This window comes from Methanococcoides sp. DA23 (assembly GCF_057593895.1).
In genome coordinates this window covers 401760-425196 of the sequence record NZ_CM172520.1, presented here as the reverse complement: position 1 = coordinate 425196, position 23437 = coordinate 401760, and the positions used below count along the sequence as shown (strand labels likewise).

Sequence of the window (23437 nt, the reverse complement as noted above, 5' to 3'; positions counted from 1 at the left end):
ACCTTAGCCTTAGATCAGAGTTACCTGTTTTGTCTTTGGCACAAGACCACTAAGGTCGGACATCTCTTTGACCAAAGCAATGAGAACAGTGTTTGCAATCTTCAGTATCTCGCTTGATGTGGGATCCACTGCGATATTATATGCAGGGTCCGAATCAGGAATTTCGATACGATTGATGGACCTTCTCAAATCTTTCAGGTCCTTGCCCGCCAGATCCTCCACCTTAATGAGAGAACGGCGATAGTTCCTGATGTGGGATTCATTTATACCCATTAATTTCAGTTCTTCTTTAAAAACAGGTCTTTCAAAGATGGAAGTGGCAATATGAACGGCTACAGGAAAACGAATATCCTTATCAAGGGATTGAAAATGTTTAGCCATTACAGAATACAGTTCACTTTCGGATGCACCACCACTCTCCACACACACATATATCTTGGAGGGAGGGATCTCAACTTCCTTTAATTTATCCATATCACGCAATGCGCGAAGATAACCTGTGATAATAAGACGGTGCTCGTCAAGACCTTCTGCTTTGAGCTCCCTGCTTATGCCGCTTATGGATAATTGCTTTTTATCAAGTACCTTATAAATTTTTTTGTATAGATATTCAGCCATGCTTCCTAACCAATATTGATAACAAACTTGGATAAATGTATCGGTCAATCAGAGATAATGTTGCATATCATAAAAAAGAAGAGCATAAGACACTAAAATATGCACAATTAGTCATAACCCCACAACACCTTTATTTAGTAAAAGTTGCATATGTAAGTAAGCGTAGTGAATGAAAAAGTGGATTTTACCCGAAAGGATCTGCGAAACCCCCCAAACTTACCTTATAAGAGGTTTATAATAATGCCGAAAAGGACTCGAATTATAAATGACCCCTCAGAACTGGTTCCCCTGCTCCAGACTTTTCAGTCAAAAGAACATAAACAGGTGTTCAATCTCCTTTTAGAAGAATGGTTGACAAAAGGAGACATAGAAGAAAAAATGGGATTTGATGCAACAGAAAGCATCAGCATACTGAAAAAATGTGGACTTCTTGAAAGTCAGTGGCACATGCCGGAACCCGGTAAAATGCCCGAAAAGGAATATCATTCATCTTATTCTAAAGTTCAATCGAACTTCCAGTGTTCTTTTGAAGACCTGAGCGATATAATAATACTTACTTTCAATAAATATGAAGAGATAAGTGATCTCATAACCGAACTTGAAGAACTGGTAGAGAAAGGAAATCATTCCATGAGCAGTCTGACGCGTGCCATGAACAAAAATCCATTATATATTCGCTCTCTGGCCAGAAGATCATCAAAGCTTTCTGTCATGGGACAAAGGCTCAAGATGAATGAGGAAAATGAATGATAGATATTCTTCAAAGTAAAAGTGGTATCACCAAATTTCAGATACTTACAGAAGTTGCTGCACATCAGCCAAATGTTCGCCAGAAGGAGATAGCTGAAAAGATCGGTGTTACTCCCCAGGCAGTTTCTGAATATATAAAAGAACTTACCGCTGAAGGTTTTATCTTTTCTGATGGCCGCGTACGTTACAGGATCACTAAAAAAGGTGTTGAATGGGTCCTTGAAGGCGCAGCGGACATGAAACGTTATGCTAATTTTGTCATGAGCGATATCATCAGTCATGTTTCCACATGGACAGCCATTGCAGATGAAGATCTTGAAAAAGGGGATGACGTATATCTTCAGATGCGAAAGGGTTTACTTTACGTCAGCAAAACGAATATAACGAGTGCAACCGGCATAACCATATCTTCTGTTGAAAAAGGGGATGATGTTGGAGTTACGAACCTTTTGGGAATGATCGAACTTGAAACGGCAAGCATCACCGTATGCAAGATACCACGAAGTGAACGTGGCGGATCAAGAAATGTAGATCTTGAAAGACTGGAAAAACTTGCCAGTTCAAAATCATTTATTGCAGTCATTGGTGTCGAATCCCTTGTGGCATTGAAAAAGATAAACAAGGAACCCGATGTGATGTATGGGGCCAAAGAATCAATTGTGGAAGCTGCATTTCACGGATTATCATCCCTGGTACTTGCAATCGATGAAGAAGTACCCCAGATCATGAGCAGGCTGGAAATTGAAAATCTGGAATATGAGCTTGTAGACCTCACTGTTCAGTGAGGAAAAGCTGATATTTATGAAGGAATAAATATGAAAATACTTGCTATTTCTGACACACATCTTAAGGGAGGAGACATACCCCCCACTTACAGAAAATTAGTCGATGACTGCGACATGATTGTCCATGCTGGCGATTTCACATCAACCGAATGCTATAATGCATTTGCAGCCACAGGCAAACTTAAGGCAGTATGTGGTAATTCAGATGATCCCGAATTAAAAAGAATATTGCCCGAAAGACTTGTTTTTGAAACCGAGGGAATTAAGATAGGGATAGTACATGAAGGCTCACTATCCATCATGGATACGATCGCTTTGCGCTACCTGGCCCTTGAGATGGGGGTTGATGTCCTTATATTCGGACACATTCACAGACCACTGATAGAAAAAAGTGATGTCATACTGATATGCCCGGGGTCACCTACAAAGCCACGTCAATCGGACCCATCTGTGGTATTGATAGAGATCAATGATGGTAAAATATTGCCAAGGATAGTTGAGGTAGAAGGAAAAACATGCGGTTCCATCGATTTTTCACGGGATCTGGAGAACAATAGATAAGATCTATATTGACCAGGCTTTATTCTTCCTTACATTTTATATTTTTTATTTTGAACATTACATCAATGTTATGAAGAACTAAGCGCCTTTATCGCTAAATTTCAGGACCTAATGAATATCTACAGAATTATACCTAATAAGTATCAAAAATAGGAGAACTGCACAAAATGTGCAGTTGTTGAAATATCAGAGATCTTCTTTCAATGATCTCAAAGCTTCCCTGACCATCGATGAATAATGATCTTTATCAGTATTGTAGTGCTCTTTTGCTTTGACAACATTGGAATCCATACTATCAAGGTCCTTTATACGCTCAAGAGTTCGCCTTGCAGTATCCGCAACCCAAAGATCACGTGTTGTAACATCCACAATTGAGATAGATTCCGGCCTTACTGATGTAAAGACCGTACCCTCAGCATTTGTATAAGTGCTTGGCTTACCTACGATCGCTACAAAAGCAGGAGTTTCACATTCTGCAAGAGCCTGAGCAGCTTCCGGTTGATACTGACCTGCATAGATCATGAAAGAACCGGTTGGATCGGACACTCGACCTCTCCAATACTCGGAATCCGTACCAATGTCCTCTTTTTCTATGAGAGTACCCACAATGAAAAGGCGATTTACCTTTGCACCGGTAGGTGTCAACAGATATTGTGGTGAGTACTGATCATCCCCATCCTTGAATGTGAGATCGGATTCCCTGAATTCCTGTGCAAAAACGCGCCTTGAAACTTCCCTAACATATCCAGCCATTTAGATCATCTCCGCATCTGCGATCAGTTCATCAAGCATTTCCATATCCATCCCATCCTGCAGTTCAATTGAATCCACAAGAATATATCGATCGACCTTAGAGCCAGTCACAATGAAATAATTCCCAACTAATTTTAGCCTCATCTGATCAAGGACAACACCCTGATCAAGTGCATCAGCAGCCATGGAGATCGCATCATCCAGAGTAATACCACTTATCTGTTCAGCGAGCTCTCTTTTAAGGATAGATTCCTGTGCAGTGTTACCATCATCAAGAACTGCCTTGATACGTAGATCATAAGTACCATCTACTTTTCCATGCTCCATACAGGCACCTTTCGTCAGTGCCCTTTTACACTCAGGACAACGTTTTATCAACCCTGAACCTGACTGTACGTCCACCATTGCACCAGCAAATGTTATGGAAGAAGAAGCGATCTCAATTTCCTCATCAAGCTCTTCTATGGAACTGTTCTTGTTGAGAGTTACCGAAAACTTGTCATTCCATTCCTGTGCAACGACATTATTAAAAAGATAACTGCTACCCTCTGTGAGATCAGGCAGATCTGCACTTGTCCATTTGATGAATTTGATAGTACCGGTGCTGTCTCCGACCAATCCTACCTGAGATATAGATTCGTGGGAATTGTCCCATAACTGAGACACCTTTGCCCTAATAGATACCCATTTTCCATCTTCTGCAATATCAGCAACATTTACCACTGGCGCAGGCTGCCCGTCTCCGGCCCCACCCATCGGAGATGAAATTACTTCAATGTCCTCATCCAGTTCTTCTACTAAGGTATTCTTATTAAGAGTTACTTCGAACCTTCCATTCCACTCATTGCTAACAACGTTCTTGAAATAGTAGCTTTTCCCCTCTTCAACATCAGGGAGAGTATCACGTGACCATTTGATGAACTTTATTGTAGCGGTTTCATCGCCTATGATCCCTACCTGTGAAACAGATTCATGGGAACTGTCCCATAATTGTAAGACCTTTGCCTTGATGTTCACCCATTTTCCGCCCTCATCGATCCCATTGAGCTTAACATCGGGTGTTGACCTCGAATCAGGTGTTGATGACTGAACACCAAAAAAAGCATTTCTGTCGAGATCATGTTCTTTTAAGAAATATGTAATAACACTTCTGCGAGCTTCATCAAGAGGAACTTTGAATTTCGTCACAAGCTTATCAAGACGCTCTACAATTTCCTCAAGGGGTATATCTGCACCAAGTTCTAAAAATTTTGCTTTTATGCTCTCTGCTGTTTTATCCATATTATTTCCTCAAGCCTCTTGTTTGTTCCTGATAGAGAGGCAAACTAACTACATCCCTTGAGTATAAATAAGTAAAGGAAGCGGAGTGAAAGTAATAGCAGAGCTGAGATTACCTTCCTAAAAGATCCGCAACCACCTTTGCAGCATCCCCTTCACCAATGACGGTTACCATATCATCGAATTCGAGCACAAGATTCCCGTTTGCGATGAACGATTGATCGCCCCTTCTCACCATTAGCAGAAGACTAGACTCAGGAAGAGACAACTCTTTTATGGCTTTTCCTGCAACCTTTGGATTTGTGACCTTGATCTCGAGTATATCCCCGCCTTCACCTACTTCGCACATGGAGAACATGTGAGGCCTTCCAACCATATTATCGAGGAAAAGGGCAGTACTCATTGCAGGGCTCATTGCACGTATATCAAGGTCCCAGAAAGCATGCAGGTTTTCCATATTGTTCACCCTTGCAATGATCTGATCTTGTTTGAAACCGAACTTCGTCTTTGCGATCTGGCATACCAGAAGATTAGTATTATCCTGATCGGTACTTGCAACGACATATTTTACATTCTCAATACCGGCCTTTTTGAGCACGTTCACATCTTCCGCATCACCGTGTATGACACGAATTCCAGATTTCATAAGGCGTTGGCAATGTTCCTCGGATGATTCAACGACAACTACATTTTCGCCTCTTTTCTCAAATCTCTCCGAAAGTATTCTGCCGACTTCTCCTCCACCTACTACAAGGATCTCCATGGGTATCACTCCTAAAAACTTAGCAACATATTTTGACAGTAGACCTGTCATTAATACAGTAATGATAACAGTTAAAAATACCAGGCCTACAAGTTCTTGCCCGCCTTCAATATTTAAACTATTCAGTTTTATCGCAAAGTAGGTTGCAATGGATGCGGGTACAACACCCCGAGGACCAACAAATGAGATGAACAGTTTTTCATTTGTCCTGAAAGTAGTCTTTGCAGTACTAGCGAAAACGGAAAGTGGCCTGACAAAGAATACCAACAGTAATACAACAATGATCCCGGCAAGACCTATTCTGAAGATGTCCTCGAACTTCAGCATTGCAGCAAGGAGAATGAATATCAAAGATAGCATCATTAGCACAAGATCAGATTTGAATTCCTTCAGTGCGGTCTTGTAACGAATATTAGAAGTACCTACAATAATACCGAACAGAGCTACTGCAAGGATGCCTGATTCTGCGCCTAATGACTCGGATATTACAAAAGTTGCTATTACGGACGTAAATGTAACAAAACGGACCACTTGCTCGGAAAGTACAGAACTTGATAAAAAACGAGTAAGCAGAAGACCACTTGCAATACCCATAGTAAGACCTATCATCGTTCTGTATACTATAAAGCTCACAGCTTCAAATCCTGAAAGCTGGGAAATAATAACCTCGAACACAAGTGCAGCCAGAATTACACACGCTGCATCATTAAGCACCCCTTCAAGCTCGAGGGTTTTGCTGACCCTATGGTTTACTCGCACCTGCCTCACAACAGGAGTTATCACAGTTGGTCCCGTCGCAGTGACCAAGGCACCGAATACCGCAGATATCTCCAGTGAAAGACCGACTATATAGTGGGTGAAAAGTGTTGCGAAGATGAATGTGATGATCACGCCCACCGTAATAAGACTAAGCACACCCTGCTGGATAGACCTTATAGACTTAAGATCAATATGGAGACCACCATCGAATACGATCACTGCAACACACAAGGAAACTATTGCAGTAAGGCCTTCTCCAAGAAGAAAAGGGTCCAGAAGTCCAAGTACCTCAGGTCCTGCAATGATACCTTCTGCAAGCAGAAAAATAAGGACGGGCATTTTGAATAGCCTGCTTAGGCTTTGTGCCACAAGGCTCATGATCAATACCGCGAGTGCGACCTGCAACAGATATATGGATTCCACTTTAAAACTCCAGAAAGCATATTAGGCATCTAACTGATTAATGTTAATAGTGATAATGCAATTAAAATATAAATCTGTTTCCAAAAACGACTAATATAATGGCGTTGAAACCAAATAATTTTGAAAAAACACTGCAAAAAAGAAAAGGTAAAAAGAAGAAAGGGTAAAACCCCATCTACTTTTATTGAAATTATGCGATTGTGTTCCTGAAGGTGTCACAGCAGTTGATGTCGATGCCGAGGAGTTTCTCGATGTTCATCTTAGCTGCAATACCCTTTGCGCAACCTGGAACAGAGGTGATTACACCGATGTCGAGGTCTTCTCTGATCTCTCTCATGACGTACTCGTCGGAAAGGTCTGCATTTTCGACACCGAGCTTCTTTGCTACGAAGTCCTTTGCTTCTCCGATCCTCATGTTCTTTGAGAACTGCATCCTTGCAACAAGGTCACCAGCTGCTCTCATACCGGTCATACCGGAAGCCATGATGTGTGCGATTGGCATACCGAGTGGGTCGCCAACACCGATCTATATTCCATCTACGCCGCCGATCTCAACAATTGCCTTGCTTGCCCTTGTTACTGCATCTATTGGAGGGGTCTCAAGCATTGGGATACCGCCGACACCCATACCCATATCTGCGTGACATGGGATGCTTGCTGCTTCGACAGCTGCTTTTGTGAATGTTACTGAGCGACCCATGTTCCATGCGGAGGTCTTGCTGGTGTTTGTGTTACATACAGGACCGAAGGTGTTAGCTCCTGCCTTCTCAGCAAGTAATACCTGCTCGTGTGGCCAGAGACCTGCAAGTCTGGTACCATCGTACTCAAGGTCACCGTGCATACCGAGAACGAGTTCTCCTGCCATACCTGCGTTGATGTACATGTTAGGGAACTCTTTTCGGAGTGCCTCGATAGCATTAAGTGATGCGTACATGTCACCGTCGCCAGCTGCACCGATGGTATCGAAGTTGACACCGTCAGAGCCGACTGCCTGGAGTTTCTGCATGATCCAGACCATGTCACGGATTCCGTGGTCACCAGCTTTCTGGATAGATTCCTGAGCTTCAGAGATCTTGAAAGCTTTCATAAGGTCGCCTGGGTTCTCGAAAGGACCATCAGGAGTGTAGTACAGACCCATGTTTGGCATTGCACCGTAGAGCATAGGAATAACCATGTTCTGCTGGCAAACTTCCATTGTCTGCTGTTCCTGGGAGATAACTGGCTTGACTGGCTTGAAGCTGTAGTCGATGTGACCGAGCTCCATTGTGTCTGCGCCAAATGCACGCTCGTGGATCATTGAACCAACGAGTCTGCTTGCAGGGATACCTACACCACTGTTACCCTGGTCACCATCGATCCTGATAGCACCGATGTCGTGTGTTACTGGAACTTCAAGTCCAGGCTCTACACCGACGATCCTGCCAGGAGCAGTGATGATGTCAAGCATATGGTCCATTTCATCTTCGGAAAGTGCTGGGATGTTACCAAGGTCTGCTGCGTCAGCACAACCTGCTTCGATATCAGCCAGTATGTCTTCCTTGGTCATGAAGATCTTCTGACCGTCACCCATTCTTAAGAAATATTCTGTTGCCATGTTTACACCTTAGAATTATAAGAGAAGCTCTTTTGCCTTTGCGACAGCTTCACTTGCATTTTCTGCATAGCAGTCTGCGCCACATTTCTTTGCCCATGCGTCTGTTGCTGGTGCGCCACCGACCATGACCTTTATGTTGTCCCTCATGCCGTTCTCTTTGAGAAGCTCGATGACTTCTTTCTGGCCCTGAAGGGTTGTTGTCATAAGTGCGGAAAGACCGACCATGTCAGCGTTGGTTTCCTTGATCTTGTCAATGAAGTTCTGTACAGGAACATCCCTGCCAATATCGTGGACTTCAAAGCCTGCTGCCTGAAGCATTGTTGATACGATCGCCTTACCGATGTCGTGAACGTCACCCTCGACGGTACCGTTTACGATTACACCGAGCTTTTGGGATGCGCCTTCGCCGCTGGCTACAAGCTCGTCCTGGAGCAGTTCGATACCAGCAGTCATTGCGTCTGCTGCCATCATGATGTGTGGAAGGAAAAGCTTTCCTCTCTCGAAGAGTACACCGACTTCGTTCATACCTGCTGCGAGACCTTTGTCGATAAGTTCTACTGCTGGAGCCTGGCCCTTTGCCTTCTCTACTGCAGCTACTACATCATCTTTCTTGCAAGTTACTACCGCATCGGATAGTGTTTTGAATATTTCTTCGTTTGTCGTTTTAAAACCTCCTTTGAAAACAATTCTATGACAATCCCAAAGGGACTTATAGAAAATTGAAAGTGTAGTTGGGGCGGATACGCTGAGGCATATACCCCATCGTTTACCCAAAAGTCCAACTACACATATATATTTTGTGTTTCGAGTCCTTAGAATTGGGACACGAATGTCCTTGCCTGCCACAGTGCAATCAATGCAATGATAATGACTGCAACCATCCAAGTGTATTCTGCTGCTGGTACAGGGGCGGTGGTCATATCAAAACCAGGACCATAGTAAGCAACTGTTAGATCGTTCATTACTCCCATATCAAAACCTCCTTATACATACTCCAGACATGCATCTGATGCACGAGTCTTTCCGAAATCTGTGATGACATATTTGTGTAAAAGGAAACCTTTCTTATACACACCATCTTCATCTACTTTAGATTCCACAGTCTTGAGCATACCACCTGAAGCCAGCTCAAGGATATCGAAATTAAGTGAGTCTCTGCCGAAATTGTTGTTCATGTTGTATTCTTTCTGCATCTGTACAACGATCTCGTTGTTCCAGTGTTCTTTCTCATCAGAGAATAGCTCAAGCAACCTGAATTTTATTGGGCGTAGTCCAGCCATATTATTCACCTCTCAAAGATTCCATTTCACCTGTTTCTTCGGAGATCATTACAAAGCTACCGAGGACACAAAGTGCACCACCGATAAGTACTGTCCATGCTGGCACCTGTGCCATGAATAGATACATGAAGATCACAGCACAAAGACCGTAAAGGTTTCCGATACCCTGTCCTCTTCCAACACCGATAAGTGGGAAGGATTTATACCAGCAGACATAGCAGAAACCAAATGTGATACCTGCGAATCCAAGTACTAGGAGTGCCAGTGGGGTGAATGCCTGAAGTGCATACTCGAGGATTGGATAACCAGCAATTGCAGCAATAGGTATAAGAATTACCCAGTACAGGAGGTTCTCACCAAGGAATCTGATTGTAATTCCTACATCAGGTTCTGCGATGTCGAGACCCTTTCCAGCAATAGCGCCTTCAATACCCCATCCGAGTGCTGCCATCAGTCCACCAATATATCCGAGGTAGCTGAGATTTCCAGCTGATATCTCAGCGATTGCTCCACCGACGAAGATGGTCAGACCACCAACGATGATTACAAGGATACCCATCCAGGCTCTCTTGGAGATCTGTTCACCATACCATTGTCTTGCAAGGATGGAACCGATCACAGGGTATGTCAAAGCAGCAACTGCTGCGAATCCTGCACCGATAAATCCTATAGCGATAAATGAACCAAGAATTGCAATTGGTCCACCAAAGATAGACGCAAGGAAGAACCATTTACTGCATGGATGGAATTCCTTTAACGTTCTCTTCATCTCACCGAACTTACCAAGATATCCATTCCATATAAGAAGTGCAACAATAACAGTTAACGCATTGAACGCAGATATCAAAAGAGCGACAACAACGGTTGCCATTGAACCACCGTGTGTTGCATCAATATCTACCCACATTGCATCAAATGGAGGTACTGCCCAGATAATTGTACCAGGAATATACCATATACCCCATAAGATTGCACAGAACAAAGCCCACATGTAACCCTTGTTCATTTTACGTTTATTTTCCAATTTCTTCAATTCTCTTATATCCAAAAGGACTCCTCCTCCAACTCTATTATAAGAATAATAATAAATACAAATATATAATAATTAATAATGAATTCTAAAGAAAAGAAAAAGGGGTCCGAGCGAACCCCTCATCTTCCCATAGAGTAGATTTACTCAGCTGCTGCTTTACATTTGACGACTGCGTCAGTTGCGTTCTCAGCATAGATGTCTGAGCCGATCTTGTCTGCCCAGTCCTGTGTGACAGGTGCGCCACCGACCATGGTCAGGACAGTGTCACGGATTCCAGCTTCCTTAAGCTGTTCTTCGATCTGCATCTGAAGGACCATTGTTGTGGTCATGAGTGCGGAAGAACCAACTACAAGTGGCTTGTGTTCCTTGACTGCCTCTACGTATGTCTCGATTGCAACGTCCCTGCCGAGGTCAACTACCTTGAATCCAGCGATCTTGAGCATTGTTAAAACAATGTCCTTACCGATGGAGTGGATGTCACCTGCGATGGTACCGATTACGATGGTTCCTTTAGATGCTGCTGCGCCACCCTGTGCTTCAAGAGCAGGGGTGAGGATTGCAACACCAGCGCTCATTGCTTCAGATGCTGCAATGACGTGAGGAAGGAAGAGAGTACCAGCTTCGAACTGGTCGCCTACTTCGTTCATACCTGCGGTAAGACCATCCTCAATAAGGGAGACGATATCGACCTTTGCATCGAGTGCTTCTTCACAAATCTCTTCAACAAGCTCGTCATCGAAATCCATGACTGCAGCTTTTGCTTTCGCATTAATTTCATCCTGTGTAACCATTTTTAAAACTCCTTTATTTTATGTAATAATTATATTCCAATTTACATACCTGCTCTGAACGCAGCATCTGCCTTGTCCATTACAGCCTTCATGTCTGCGAGAAGATCGTTGTCGATTGCCTTGACTTCATGGTTCTTCATGATGTCGAGGTACTTCTCGTGTGCAACGGTTGCGATGTCCTTGGAACCTGCTGCTTCCCAGTCCCCGAACATGTCCCTGTCAAAAATCTCAGGAGCAGAAACGAGACCGATGTTGTTCCTGGTTTCCTTGTGTGCAAGGAAATTGTTACCGATTCCTACCTTCTGGATGGATGCTACAGCGAGTGTCTCGTCTGATACTGGAACACCTTTCATTGCGGACTTTGTCATCTTGATGATGTCGCTGTCAATAACCAACTGCTCCATGGAGAGGGTCATACCGAGCTCGAGCATACCTGCACCGTAGATGGTGTTACATCCTGCGAATGCTGGAAGGAGGGTGGTCATTGTCTTTTCGTGGCCTGCCTGCTGGTCTGGGACCTTTGCATCTGCCTAAGTACCTGCAACCCAGGTTGGAAGACCATAGAACTGACCGAGCTTACCTACTGCAGCACTGATGATACCAAGTTCTGGTGCACCGACTGGAGCTGTTCCTTTCTTCAGATCGAAGGTTGTGGTTGAGCTACCGTAGTATACTGCTGCGCCTGGCTGGACGAGCTGTGCGAGTACGATACCTGCAAGGATCTCTGCGTTGTGTGTAACGAGTGTACCTGCCCTGAATACTGGGGAGGATCCACCGGACATTGCCATACTGAGAACGTTTACTGGCATACCGAAGCGTGCACCTTTGATGATGACCTGGCATGCGTTGTCACTGAGCTCGAGTGGGCTGGTTGGGCACAGAAGCATGGAGAAGATAGGTTTCTTGCGTGCTTCCTCGGAGTCGCCACCGTAGTATGCGTCAACAATACCTTTGTAGTACTCTACGTTCTCACCGACAGGGTCGATGTGGTGGTAGTGTTTTGAGGTGCTTGCTATAGGTGTGAATGTCTCGTGGACATCCTGTGCTCCCTTACCTGCCCAGTCCCTTGCGGAAACGGAGAGTGTGAAGTAGCTGATCTCATCGAGGTAGTCAACGAGCTTTGCGGAATCTGCAATGTCCTGCTCAACGGAGTCGACTGTCTCGTACTTGCCAGGTGCTACATAGTTGCACATCTTGACACCGGTACCGAAGTTAACCCAGTGGACCTTACCCTTGTGCTCCATTGCAACATTGTTCTTCTTGTCGCGACCGTGGAGGATAAACCTTGATGGTGCGTCCATAAGTGCTCTGTTTACAAGGTACTCAGGGATCTTTACTACCTGGGTCTTCTCGTCGACTTCACAACCAGCTTCCTTGAAGATAGCCCTTGCTTCTGCGTCAGATACCTGGACACCAGGGTTAAGGAATACTTCCATTGAAGCGTAGTGGATAGCTCTGAGGTCATCCTCGGAGAACAACTCTAACTGTACACCTGAAAGTGGTGATCTAGCTGGATAGAATGTTTCTGCAACTGCCATTTTCTTTACAACTCCTTTATTTGTCTTTTTTAGTAAGATCGGATCGATCCTGGAACGAACGTCCCCGATCATAATATCGGCAAGTCTTTTTTATTCGGACAAGATCACAAAGATCACAGCACCCATAAGGGTGTCCGAATGTGGCGGAAATGCCAACATTATATTGCTTCGATATGAAACCCCGCAAGACAGATCAATGACCTGTTACGAACAGCGTTTCATATAGCGCCTTGCAACATCTGATGAAAAACATCACTAACATGCCAAGATCCGCATGGAACCTATTAGCAATTGTTAACTTTATCATCCACCATCAGTTTTCAGACGTAACTCCGCTTTTTACTGTAATACCTGCTTTTCAATACTCGCTTATATATTTATTGGTTAGCAACTGCAAAAATATATATGACAAATTACCCTTAAACGGACAATTTCTAAATAATTACAACTTCAATATTTTTAGAATATAGCCTAAATCAAGCATATTTGCTCAGGCACTAAAAGAAGTGCCAGTCGTGGTTTTCTGGAAAAAAACAACATCAATAGAAGCTAAAAAGATAAAATACAAGAATCGTGACAAAATAACACAAGAAAAATTGCCCCTATTTGTTGTATCTACACATGTGCTAATCCACAGGTACGCACACTTTACAATATTAATCATAATATATCAAAATATGTTTTAAATGAGGTGTTGTTTAAAAGCAAAACACCGAATGACAGAAGATTTAAATACAAAGAAGAGATGCTGCCGCAACTACATATTAAAAAAAATAAAAAAAGAATTGAATACGCATCTAGAAGCGTATTCAATGTTTGACAGTGATATCCTTATAGTGAATTGCATCTACCGGACAAACGGCCACACACCTTCTACAACTGGTGCCAAGACATCTTTCACTATTATAATTTGCATAGAGCTCGCCATCGCGCTCAATTATCTCAATAGCATCCTCAGGACATTCGACCTCACATTGACTGCAGCGGATACAATCAGGAGCATGTTCTTCGATGATTATACCAAGTTCTCCGACTATCTGAAGCCCGCCTACGCCAACCTCATCGATATCCTTTGCAACCCTCTTCTCTATACGCGGATTTATGAAAGTTTCCGGCAGAGGAGGTAACTTGTACATTTCAAGCATCTGGTTGTACATCTCAATAGGCATACCCTGGGTCCAGTAAGAAAGCTCACACACATAGATATTAGAGAAAACCGTACTTGTTGCCATCATCAAGTGGTCCGCGGTGATCTTATGGGCCATCTCAATAACCTCATCGAGCTTGGACTCATCAAGAACAAGGTCCCTTGCAAGTGCAACTGAAGTGTTCCCGAATTGTACTATATTATGTGCAAAATTAGGACAGGAACCCAATTTTCTCGCCTTGTCCGCATCGACATAAGCACCCGTTGCGCCGGCCATATACATATTATCAAGGTCACTATAAGCAGTACCTGATTCGATCATAAGGGTAAGTTGTGCAGCCCTTATAGCACCAATAGCTTTACCTGCCTCTTCAATATCCTTTTCAAATATCTCGATATCCTTATCAAGGAAAAGCTTACCATTGGGAAGCTTAGGTATTTTCTTCATAATACCACATTCCAGTGCAAGGGCCAGAGCAGAAATTACACCAGTACCCGTCACACCTTTTGCAACAACATCAGAAGACTCTTTGATCTCCCCTGTAACAGGATCTATCAAATGCCCCTTGCGCTCGGTCATGGACTCATCGAGAATAGTGACCCTCCACAGCCCATCCTCGACATTTACATCTGATATAGCACCCGGACTTGCCAGCATTCCACATTTGATACCCTGCCCTTCAATGGCAGGACCCGCTGCCGCACTACCAGTTATGATCTTATTACCCACCTTGATGGCCATCTCTGCATTGGTACCATAATCAGTTACCATCGAAGGAGTCTCCTTGTCCATAAAGTCGGTCTTGATCATCATAGCAAGAGCATCTGCACCGATCTCATGTTTTATCGCAGGAGGAACTATAATGGTACAGTTTGGAAGGTCCATTACACCTTCGAACAGTTCGTTTGCAGGGAAGACCCTTGCATCCCTGACCACATTCTCAACACCCAACTTTTTCTGCTTGTTCTCACCTGCATAAGCAAGGTCTCTTATCTCTATGTTCTGGAAAAGGGAGAGCTGTATAGGATTTCCACAAACAGCAATTCTTTTAATGAGAGAAGGATCAACACCGAACTCATCAAATATCCTTTTGACAGTATCCAACATTATCTCATTGGCCACATCTGCTCCGATCTGAATAGCGAAATCCAGATGATCCATGACATTTCCACCAGGTAGCGGATGTTTCATGGTAATAGCCGTCTTTAGAACCTTTTTAGATTCCAGATCGATCAACTGGGCACGAAACCCACTTGTTCCCAAATCCAATGCAATACCATACATTTTGATTACCTCTGATATAATAATACTTTCAGTTCAATATAATAATAATGCATTAAAACAAAAGATTCAATGCTATATAAGGGCTTTGTATAAACCATACAAAACCGGTCGTACGATACCTTAAGCAACAAAAAAAAGAAATAAAAAAGAGAAAGTGATTAAATGACTTTCAGTCACACTGACAACATTCAAAATTGAATCCAAGAAGGAATGAACCAGTGCCATGTTCGCTTTCAAGACCCATGCGTTCCTTCAGATACTCATCAGTAGGAGGAGAAGGAGAAGCAAGTATTGCATTACAGACATGGGATAAACATTCGACCTCATCACATGGTTTTGGTGGCATAACGACCACAAGGGGATCCGATTTAGAATTGAGTGCTGTCAGGAAACCTTTATCGTATACCACAATATTGCCGATTACAAGAGACTCAGCGTCCTTTTCAAAGGACTGTAATTTCTCAGGATCATTAATATCTTCGCCAACCACCTTATCCTCATGCATAAGAAGAACATTAGGCCCACAAGGCCATTTATATTCCATTGTGGTCTGGAAAGGAATAATAACATCACTCTGCAGGACGGCCTTCACTCCTTTGTTGTCACCCCTGCCAAGTCCCATAAGAGTCATTTGATCTGCTTTTTCCTCCAGTTTTGCTATGACCTTTCTGTCCTCATCATTAAGAACAAGTGTTTTGCCAACTCCGGTCATGCACTCCAATCCTTCCCTTACCATCTTGATGATCTCATCTTTTTCCATGCCAATCCCTTCCCTGCCTGCAATATCAAATAATTGTGATAACAAATGTATTTTGAGAAACACAAACGCTTTGAATCTATTTTTGTATTTTTATTTAAGCATATTGAACAATCACTAGGGATATTTAACCTTTTGGTAATGAAAATAACTGCTGAAACAAATATAGAAAAATACAGGATCTGGATCAGGTACTGAACATAATGGTTTTGTGACATCCTTACAAAACCTTATATAGAAAGTTCAAGATACATTTAATTGAACATATCAACAAATGAAATTTGTCAAAGCACATATTTTATTAAACCTACCAAGAGGGATACCATGACAGATATCACTGTAAACTCAAATATATGTGGATTCACCCACAAGATCCATGGAACAAAGGACGGTAAGAATGTTACGATCAAAATTGAGACAGATTGTCCAAAAGTAAAGAACATTTCCGATCTTGAAGTTTCAATGATGCAAATGTTTGGTATTAAAGATAATTATGTCATCGGTAAAGCACAGGAAGGAAACTGTTGTGCCACCTGCATAGTACCGAGTGGAATACTTCATGCATGTAACCTTGAACTCGAACTAATATCACAAAGCCTTGCAAAAAAGGTCAAAGATATAAATATCGAATTTAAGTGAATCGATACATATCAAAAAAGTGATACATTAAAGATAGTACACTTGATATAATAATATCAGACCATCAATACAATATGTCAGAATGATACCTTATGATATGAGCTTTAAGATACCTGCCTTTGGCTCATAGCATTGCCCTTTTGCAAGTAATGACCTTACTGCTGAATCCACTGTTCTTTCATTAAGCTGTCTGGAAACTGCAACCGATAGAAGTTTGGCATAATCAACACCTCTACCATTATCAAGTTCGTTCATCAGTTCCAGAACGAGGGTGTCAATATCCTTTTCATCAGATGTGTCAGAAAGCAGATCAAGGGAAACTATACATTTCTTTACGACTGATCTAATTTCATTAAGATAACTTTCATCAACGCCATAGTGGCGGATAGCCATTCCAATTCCCTCTGAAAGCACAGGAGCTATTCCAAGACCCCCCATACATTCATCCATGGAGTCAATATTGCCACATGCCAGCAATATCTTAGAAAATGCATCCAGCCTGTCAAGCGTCAATTCTGCAGTATCCAATATCCACCTGTTGCGCGCATCCTCATCTGCAATATTGATCTCCTCAGGTCTCAGAGATATGACCACAGGACCATCATCCGGCTTATAGGACCGGACCTTGCCAACAATAGAGACGTACTCAGGAGGCTCCACAGATGAAAGGAATATCGCTGCATCGGACTGATACTGTCCTGCATATACAGTAAAGGCCCCGGAAGGATCAACAACGCGAGCCTTCCAGGTATCAATATCAGAGCCAACATATTCAACCTCGGTCAGAACCCCTGTGATAAAAACGCGGTTGACCATTACACCACCCGGAGTCAACAGATAATTTGGCGTGTGCCCATCAGAGGATATCGCCTCATCCACAGTGGAATGGATCGTAGAACTGGAGTCATTAAGCTCTTTTGCAAACATCCTATATGCTATTTCACGATCTACCATACTATCACTCCACCCCATCCAACCTTTTAAGAAGAAGAGGTACCCTTTTTTCAATATCAGACTCCGGCACCCATACGGCCTTTGTCACAAAAGTGACCCCGAACTCGATTCGAGATGTATTCCCACGAACTCCGAGATAACGCCCTGTAAGAACACGTTTCATATCCTCAAATATCGCATTCATTGACATGGTCTTACCCAGAAGAGAGAAGGATTCATGAAGAGATTTCCCATAAACGACCTCCGAGAGTTCCCTGTTCAGCATCACGAGGACAGAACCTGTCCCGTCATCGAGGATCAGTTTGATCCTCATATCCTGCAAGCCATCAACAGCCCCATGGGAACGGCAAACGTTCTTTATGACCACCCGATTACAGACTGGACAGCGTGTGATCAGACCTGAACCCGGCCTGACAGAAACAATATTGCCCTCTACAGCAACATCGAACATACCTTCAGCCTGCAAGACATTAGAGATGGGTACTGGTTCAGGAGGTTTGTTCAATGCCAACGGATCGAACGATAGATCTTCATCAGCACCAACCGATTCAACTGGAGTGGAACTATCAAGATGTATCGATGGCACCCCACGATACATACGCACAGATGCATCTTTAAATCGGATCATCGAACCGATATCCATACCTTCCAGAGGAGACCACGAGACAAAAGGCAACCTACCGGTCTCATCCGCCAGAACACCTTCAATGATTGTAAGATATTCACCCTTGACCTCCACGTTCCGATGATACAGGTCAATGATCGCAGCCACCGAACTAATAAAAAGATCAGAAGGACCCACATCGATGAGCTTCTTTACAGGGGTAACAGACAATTCAGAAATATCCGGAAGGGAACTATCATCCAGCAATATGACCTCGGAATAAGCACTGATACTTACTTCCGCACGATTATGCCAGTTCTTGACACTTGCATTACTTATCCTCACCGCATCCCCGGCATTCAATGATAGTTGTTTCCATGATGTGAAGGGACTTAATCCAGACCGGTCCGCAAGAACACCGGAGAATATGGTAGTTCTTTTACCTTTCAGATCAACGGCCTTTTCACCGATATTAAGGATGCGGGCCTCCAGAGAAACTCCTTTGTCACCTATAGAAAGGTCTTTGATATCAGTCGTAACAGGATCTAATGAACGGAATTTTTTCAGTATCGTACGTTTTGCTTCACTGATCGGAACACGATACTTGATCAGCAAATTAAATTCATCTTCGACCCTGGACCTATCGATATTAGCAAGCGCCTTTGTTAGTTCCTCAATATGAGGCGCATATTTCTCATCCATAATATTCTCCCTTTTTAGTGAGACAGTACACATAATCTAAGCATTTCTTCCATAAATAAGATACACCCACAGATATTATGACCCCGAATATTAGAAAGAACAGGCATAAGTAGCTTTTTTCATAATACAAACTTATATATATATAATTATTCAAGTCAAGAGCATATATTCAATTAAAAAGAGATAAGAAAGAAATAAGGGGATTAAAGAATGACAATACTACCATTGGCTTCCGTAGAAAGATTGATACGCAGTGCAGATGCAGAAAGAGTTAGTGAACCTGCAGCAACCGCCCTTTTGGAAATAATAGAAGCATACGGGATCAAAATCTCAAAGGAAGCAATAATATACGCCAATCATGCAGGAAGAAAAACAGTAAAAGAGGAAGATATAAAACTGGCCTACGAAATGCTTACAAAGCCACGCGATTAAACCTTCCCCTATATTTTAATTCAATATCTCAAGGGCACCCATACCGGCCAGAGTTACAAGGGTCACAACAATACCTGCGATCAACAGTCCTGCAAATATGGACAATAAAGCTTCTCTGAACTTGATCCCAAATACGAAAGCTGCTGCACAGCCGGTCCAGGCACCTGTGACAGGCAAAGGGATGGCAACGAACAACGTCAGAGCAAGTGGCCCATACTTTTCCATACGCTCAGAATGCTTTTGACGTGTCCTTGTGAAAAGCCATGTGAAGAACACATCCCCTACTTTGAACCGTCTCAAAAAGGTCGAAACGGGTTCCAGGAAAAGTAAAAGCGGGATCACAGGGATGAGATTTCCCAACACCGCTAAAAAGTAGGCTTCTATCGGACCTATCCCATAGACACCAATGGCTATCGGAATTGAACCACGTAGCTCAGAAATGGGCAGAGCACTCAGGATGATGGTTGCAAACCAGGAAGGGATGCTTACAAAAAGCTCAAGTAACTGCTCCTCGAAAGGCATTCCTTATTGCTCCTCCGCCAGTGCGAAATGAGCCAGTAGAGCATCGAGCTGTATCCTTTCATTGGCACCTTCGGTGAGCCTGAAATCGACCTCACCTATCATATCCATCAAGGCCACCAGTTTCTTACCGGAAACATCCATATCAAAGATGGCACGATATATCTGACCTACAACATCTTCCCCTGAAAGACCTTTTTCGAGCATTAGAGAATCAAGTTTTTTGCGTGCAGATATGAAGTTTCCTGAAAGAGCTGTTTTCAAAAGTTCGGTTATCTCTTCCGGATGAGCGGTAGCAGTTATTCTGTATATCGCATCTTTATGGATGGTAGTATCGAACAATGCTGCAGCCTGAAGTGCATTTATTGCTTTCCTCATATCACCCTGTGCAACATACTTCAAAGCATCCATCCCATCATCGGCGATGGTAAGGCCCTCTTTTTCAGCCACATGGCGACACCTCTCACCAACAGAATCGTCTGCAAGGTGACGGAACCTGTAAACCGCACATCTTGACTGAATTGGTTCGATTATCTTTGAAGAGTAATTGCATGAGAGGATGAAACGACAGTTACTGGTATATTTTTCCATCGTACGGCGCAGAGCTGACTGTGCATCAGAGGTCAATGCGTCGGCTTCATCAAGGAAGATTATCTTGAAATTCGCACCACCAATAGGAGAGGTTTTGGCAAAGTTCTTTATCTTGGTCCTGACCACATCGATACCACGCTCATCCGATGCATTAAGCTCAGTGAAGTTCTCACGCCAGTCATCTTTAAAAAGTTCCCTTGCAATTGAGACTGCAGTGGCGGTCTTGCCTACTCCCGGAGGACCTGAGAACAATAAGTGAGGAAGATTTCCAGACCTTACATAGGATATCAGCCTTTCAGTTGTCTCTTTTTGACCTACGACATCTTCAAGCTTAAAAGGCCTGTATTTTTCGATCCATATCTCTTCTTTTATTTAGAACCCTCCATTCAATTGCGAATTGGATTAACGATGCAGGAATAAGGTTGATAATACTTTTTAATCTTTCGTGAGAAAGACCATAGTTCGTAAAAAATAAACAAAGGTCATGTGCAAAGTGCACATGAAAATTGGAATTGAGACCGGAAAGATCCGGACTCACTGATAAACATAGTTGTATGCGATCCTTCCAATGACAGGTACTTTGAGCCTTGAACCCCTCCATGCCATGAACATGAACAATGCCCAAAGGAAAAGGGAAAAGAAACCTGCAAAATCTGCAAGTAACCAGCCAACGTATGGAACCCATGCAATGAGGAAGACGATAGCAGTAAGGATCATGAAGACCATTGCTGACTGAATTGCATGGAAACGAACGAACTTATTCTCCTTTTCAACGAAAAGGAACAAAACGCCGGTCATCCAGAATCCAAGATAGCACAATACTGCCACAATGTTCTCGTTGAGCCCTATAGAAGTCTTATATGTCATTCAACTCACTCCTTATCTCATTTCAATACATTTCTGCGGACATTTCTCAACACAGATCCCACAAGCAGTACATTTATCCTGATCCACTTCTGCAAGGAATTTCGTGACCTTGATAGCATCTTCAGGACAGTTCTTCTCACAGATCTTACAACCAATACATCCAACTTCACAGACAGCCTTTACGACCTTACCTTTGTCACATGAATTACACTGGACATGAACTTGCTCAGAGTCCTTTGCGAACATCAGTATATCGTTGGGACATGCTGAGAGACAAAGACCACAGCTTGTACAGAGGTTCTTGTTCACAACTGGAAGGCGGTTCTCGTCAATGGAAATAGCACCGAATGGACACGCACGAACACAGGTACCACGGCCCATACATCCGTAATTACAGCCTTTTTCACCATCTGAAAGCATGATAACAGCAGTACAATCTTCAATACCGACATAATCGAACCTGTCGACACAGCGGATACCACCACCACATCTGACATATGGGAACTCCTTCTCGGATTCCGAGACTTCCTTACCAATGATAACACCGATCTCCTTGGTAGTCTCAAAACCTCCAACAGGACACCCATCAAGAGGTGCATCCTCAGCAACTACCTTCTCTGCAAAATCCGCACATCCTGCATAACCACAAGCACCACAATTTGCACCTGGCAGTATCTCAACAACCTCCTCCACAAGAGGATTCGTCTCGACCTTGAACAGCTTTGATGCCGCGATCAGCATGATACCTATAACAAGACCAAGACCACCAAGGGTGGCCATTGCCTGAATTACCAATATAGTCAGACTCATAAGGGGATCACTCCAAAGTAGTTAACAAATGCCATGGACAGCATTGTCGCAATAAGGAACGCATGGGGCAAACCACGCATTGATGAAGGAACGTTCACAAGGGTAGTCCTTTCCCTGATACCGGACATCATCAACATTACCAGAGCATAACCAATACCTGCGGAAACACCGAAAACGACACTCTGTATGAAAGAGTATTCATTCAGAACATTGAGCAATACTACACCGAGAACTGCACAATTTGTCGTAATAAGAGGCAGGAAGATACCAAGTGAACGATAGAGTGATGGCACATTCTTCCTTACAACGAACTCTACAAGCTGTACAAGTGCTGCGATTACCACAATGAAGCTAATAAGATCAAGGAACTCTAGCTTTAGCGGAACAAGCACAAAGTTATAGATCAGGAAGGACACAGTGGCCGCCAGCGTCATTACGAAAATGACAGCTCCGGACATTCCCGCAGCACTCTTTGTATCCTTGGTCACACCTACAAAGGAACACAGACCAAGGAACTGTATGATAAGGAAGTTCTTGATGAACACACCATCCATGAATATCTGGAAAAGACTTACATCAGCAGCCATATTAGCCACCTCTTGCAAGCTTCTTTGCTCTTATGTGATTTACTATTGCCATGAGAATACCTATTGTCAAAAATGCACCCGGTGACAGTATCATGAAGGTTATAGGATTGATAGGAATGCTTACAAGCTGAGTTCCAAAGATCGCGAGACCGCCGGTTCCGAGAAGCTCCCTTATCCCACCGATAAGTACCAGCACAAGAAGGAAACCTGCTGAACTTCCCAGCGCATCGATCAATGAGTAGAACATATTGTTCTTATTGGCATAAGCTTCCGCACGACCGATGATGATACAGTTCACGACTATCAGAGGAATGAACACACCTAATGCCGCAAACATCGACGGGAAATAAGCTTCCATGACCATATCTACAATGGAAACGAATGTTGCTATTATCAAAATGAATATCGGCAATCGTACAGAAGCAGGAATCTGCTTTCTCAGACCTGAGACCAAAAGATTGGAACAGATCAGAACAAATGCTGTCCCTGCGGACATACCGATCGCATTGTCAATGGACGTGGTAACTGCCAGTGTAGGACAGAGACCCAATACCAGACCAAATACAGGATTATCTTTTGTAATTCCACGAATAAATTCACTTAAGGGATCCATATAT

At 43.2% G+C, this 23437-nt stretch carries 24 protein-coding genes and 2 pseudogenes; 5 read left to right on the top strand and 21 right to left on the bottom strand.

The window, feature by feature from the left end; translation table 11 throughout:
• Nucleotides 1-9: 9 nt before the first annotated feature.
• A complete protein-coding gene (locus AC20MK_RS02130; RefSeq protein WP_487356367.1) occupies nucleotides 10-618 on the bottom strand; it encodes a hypothetical protein in 609 nt (202 codons plus the stop codon).
• A 240-nt stretch (nucleotides 619-858) separates the two neighbouring features.
• On the opposite strand from AC20MK_RS02130, the gene AC20MK_RS02125 reads away from it, so the two are divergent.
• From AC20MK_RS02125 to AC20MK_RS02115, 3 genes are read left to right on the top strand one after another with little or no spacing between them, the layout of a single operon-like run.
• Entirely contained in the window at nucleotides 859-1368 is a 510-nt protein-coding gene (locus tag AC20MK_RS02125) for an ArsR family transcriptional regulator (protein ID WP_487356366.1), read from the top strand.
• On the top strand, nucleotides 1365-2153 hold the full coding sequence (locus AC20MK_RS02120) for a DUF7839 domain-containing protein (RefSeq protein WP_305064192.1): 789 nt from the start codon (nucleotides 1365-1367) through the stop codon (nucleotides 2151-2153). Before AC20MK_RS02125 ends, AC20MK_RS02120 begins: the two co-directional genes overlap by 4 nt.
• A gap of 30 nt (nucleotides 2154-2183) precedes the next feature.
• Complete coding sequence (locus tag AC20MK_RS02115) at nucleotides 2184-2714, top strand: metallophosphoesterase (protein ID WP_487356365.1); 531 nt, start codon at nucleotides 2184-2186, stop codon at nucleotides 2712-2714.
• Nucleotides 2715-2900: 186 nt separating this feature from the next.
• On the opposite strand, the gene AC20MK_RS02110 is transcribed toward AC20MK_RS02115, so the two are convergent.
• The 12 genes and pseudogenes from AC20MK_RS02110 to AC20MK_RS02055 form a co-directional block, all read right to left on the bottom strand.
• Nucleotides 2901-3467 carry an RPA family protein gene (locus AC20MK_RS02110; RefSeq protein ID WP_487356364.1) on the bottom strand — a complete coding sequence of 189 codons (567 nt, stop codon included), beginning with the start codon at nucleotides 3465-3467 and terminating at the stop codon, nucleotides 2901-2903.
• A complete protein-coding gene (locus tag AC20MK_RS02105) occupies nucleotides 3468-4748 on the bottom strand; it encodes a replication protein A (RefSeq protein ID WP_487356363.1) in 1281 nt (426 codons plus the stop codon).
• Nucleotides 4749-4857: 109 nt separating this feature from the next.
• A complete protein-coding gene (locus AC20MK_RS02100) occupies nucleotides 4858-6690 on the bottom strand; it encodes a cation:proton antiporter domain-containing protein (protein WP_487356362.1) in 1833 nt (610 codons plus the stop codon).
• 190 nt (nucleotides 6691-6880) lie between these two features.
• Nucleotides 6881-8284: pseudogene (mtbB, locus tag AC20MK_RS02095) on the bottom strand ([dimethylamine--corrinoid protein] Co-methyltransferase).
• Nucleotides 8285-8299: 15 nt separating this feature from the next.
• Complete coding sequence (gene mtbC / locus AC20MK_RS02090; protein WP_487357039.1) at nucleotides 8300-8971, bottom strand: dimethylamine corrinoid protein MtbC; 672 nt, start codon at nucleotides 8969-8971, stop codon at nucleotides 8300-8302.
• 125 nt (nucleotides 8972-9096) lie between these two features.
• On the bottom strand, nucleotides 9097-9255 hold the full coding sequence (locus AC20MK_RS02085; protein ID WP_487356361.1) for a hypothetical protein: 159 nt from the start codon (nucleotides 9253-9255) through the stop codon (nucleotides 9097-9099).
• 12 nt (nucleotides 9256-9267) lie between these two features.
• Nucleotides 9268-9564: a hypothetical protein gene (locus tag AC20MK_RS02080; RefSeq protein WP_487356360.1), complete on the bottom strand. Its 297-nt coding sequence runs from the start codon at nucleotides 9562-9564 to the stop codon at nucleotides 9268-9270.
• Between the two features lies 1 nt (nucleotide 9565).
• A complete protein-coding gene (locus AC20MK_RS02075; RefSeq protein WP_487356359.1) occupies nucleotides 9566-10612 on the bottom strand; it encodes a DMT family transporter in 1047 nt (348 codons plus the stop codon).
• A 125-nt stretch (nucleotides 10613-10737) separates the two neighbouring features.
• A complete protein-coding gene (locus AC20MK_RS02070; protein WP_487356358.1) occupies nucleotides 10738-11388 on the bottom strand; it encodes a corrinoid protein in 651 nt (216 codons plus the stop codon).
• Nucleotides 11389-11429: 41 nt separating this feature from the next.
• A pseudogene (gene mttB, locus AC20MK_RS02065) lies at nucleotides 11430-12926 on the bottom strand ([trimethylamine--corrinoid protein] Co-methyltransferase).
• A gap of 809 nt (nucleotides 12927-13735) precedes the next feature.
• Nucleotides 13736-15358: a methylamine methyltransferase corrinoid protein reductive activase gene (locus AC20MK_RS02060; RefSeq protein WP_487356357.1), complete on the bottom strand. Its 1623-nt coding sequence runs from the start codon at nucleotides 15356-15358 to the stop codon at nucleotides 13736-13738.
• Nucleotides 15359-15527: 169 nt separating this feature from the next.
• A complete protein-coding gene (locus AC20MK_RS02055) occupies nucleotides 15528-16163 on the bottom strand; it encodes a hypothetical protein (RefSeq protein WP_487356356.1) in 636 nt (211 codons plus the stop codon).
• Between the two features lie 276 nt (nucleotides 16164-16439).
• Between AC20MK_RS02055 and AC20MK_RS02050 the strand changes: the two genes are divergently transcribed.
• Nucleotides 16440-16754: a DUF6951 family protein gene (locus AC20MK_RS02050; RefSeq protein WP_487356355.1), complete on the top strand. Its 315-nt coding sequence runs from the start codon at nucleotides 16440-16442 to the stop codon at nucleotides 16752-16754.
• Nucleotides 16755-16844: 90 nt separating this feature from the next.
• On the opposite strand, the gene AC20MK_RS02045 is transcribed toward AC20MK_RS02050, so the two are convergent.
• Both AC20MK_RS02045 and AC20MK_RS02040 read right to left on the bottom strand, forming a co-directional pair.
• Nucleotides 16845-17708: an RPA family protein gene (locus tag AC20MK_RS02045; protein WP_487356354.1), complete on the bottom strand. Its 864-nt coding sequence runs from the start codon at nucleotides 17706-17708 to the stop codon at nucleotides 16845-16847.
• A 4-nt stretch (nucleotides 17709-17712) separates the two neighbouring features.
• Nucleotides 17713-19014, bottom strand: a complete 1302-nt coding sequence (locus tag AC20MK_RS02040; protein ID WP_487356353.1) for a Single-stranded DNA binding protein — start codon at nucleotides 19012-19014, stop codon at nucleotides 17713-17715.
• A gap of 210 nt (nucleotides 19015-19224) precedes the next feature.
• On the opposite strand from AC20MK_RS02040, the gene AC20MK_RS02035 reads away from it, so the two are divergent.
• Nucleotides 19225-19446 carry a histone family protein gene (locus AC20MK_RS02035; protein WP_487356352.1) on the top strand — a complete coding sequence of 74 codons (222 nt, stop codon included), beginning with the start codon at nucleotides 19225-19227 and terminating at the stop codon, nucleotides 19444-19446.
• 15 nt (nucleotides 19447-19461) lie between these two features.
• Here AC20MK_RS02035 and AC20MK_RS02030 read toward each other — a convergent pair whose 3' ends face one another.
• From AC20MK_RS02030 to rnfE, 6 genes are all read right to left on the bottom strand, one after another.
• A complete protein-coding gene (locus AC20MK_RS02030; RefSeq protein ID WP_487356351.1) occupies nucleotides 19462-19968 on the bottom strand; it encodes a COG2426 family protein in 507 nt (168 codons plus the stop codon).
• Nucleotides 19969-19971: 3 nt separating this feature from the next.
• A complete protein-coding gene (locus AC20MK_RS02025) occupies nucleotides 19972-20928 on the bottom strand; it encodes a replication factor C small subunit (RefSeq protein ID WP_487357038.1) in 957 nt (318 codons plus the stop codon).
• A gap of 162 nt (nucleotides 20929-21090) precedes the next feature.
• Entirely contained in the window at nucleotides 21091-21423 is a 333-nt protein-coding gene (locus tag AC20MK_RS02020; RefSeq protein ID WP_487356350.1) for a DUF4870 domain-containing protein, read from the bottom strand.
• Between the two features lie 12 nt (nucleotides 21424-21435).
• On the bottom strand, nucleotides 21436-22233 hold the full coding sequence (locus tag AC20MK_RS02015) for a Fe-S cluster domain-containing protein (RefSeq protein ID WP_487356349.1): 798 nt from the start codon (nucleotides 22231-22233) through the stop codon (nucleotides 21436-21438).
• The gene (gene rnfA / locus AC20MK_RS02010; protein WP_487356348.1) at nucleotides 22230-22820 is read right to left on the bottom strand and encodes an Rnf electron transport complex subunit RnfA; all 591 of its coding nucleotides are present in this window, start codon (nucleotides 22818-22820) and stop codon (nucleotides 22230-22232) included. Before rnfA ends, AC20MK_RS02015 begins: the two co-directional genes overlap by 4 nt.
• Nucleotide 22821: 1 nt before the next feature.
• Nucleotides 22822-23433 carry an Rnf electron transport complex subunit RnfE gene (gene rnfE / locus AC20MK_RS02005; protein WP_487356347.1) on the bottom strand — a complete coding sequence of 204 codons (612 nt, stop codon included), beginning with the start codon at nucleotides 23431-23433 and terminating at the stop codon, nucleotides 22822-22824.
• Between the last annotated feature and the right edge of the window lie 4 nt (nucleotides 23434-23437).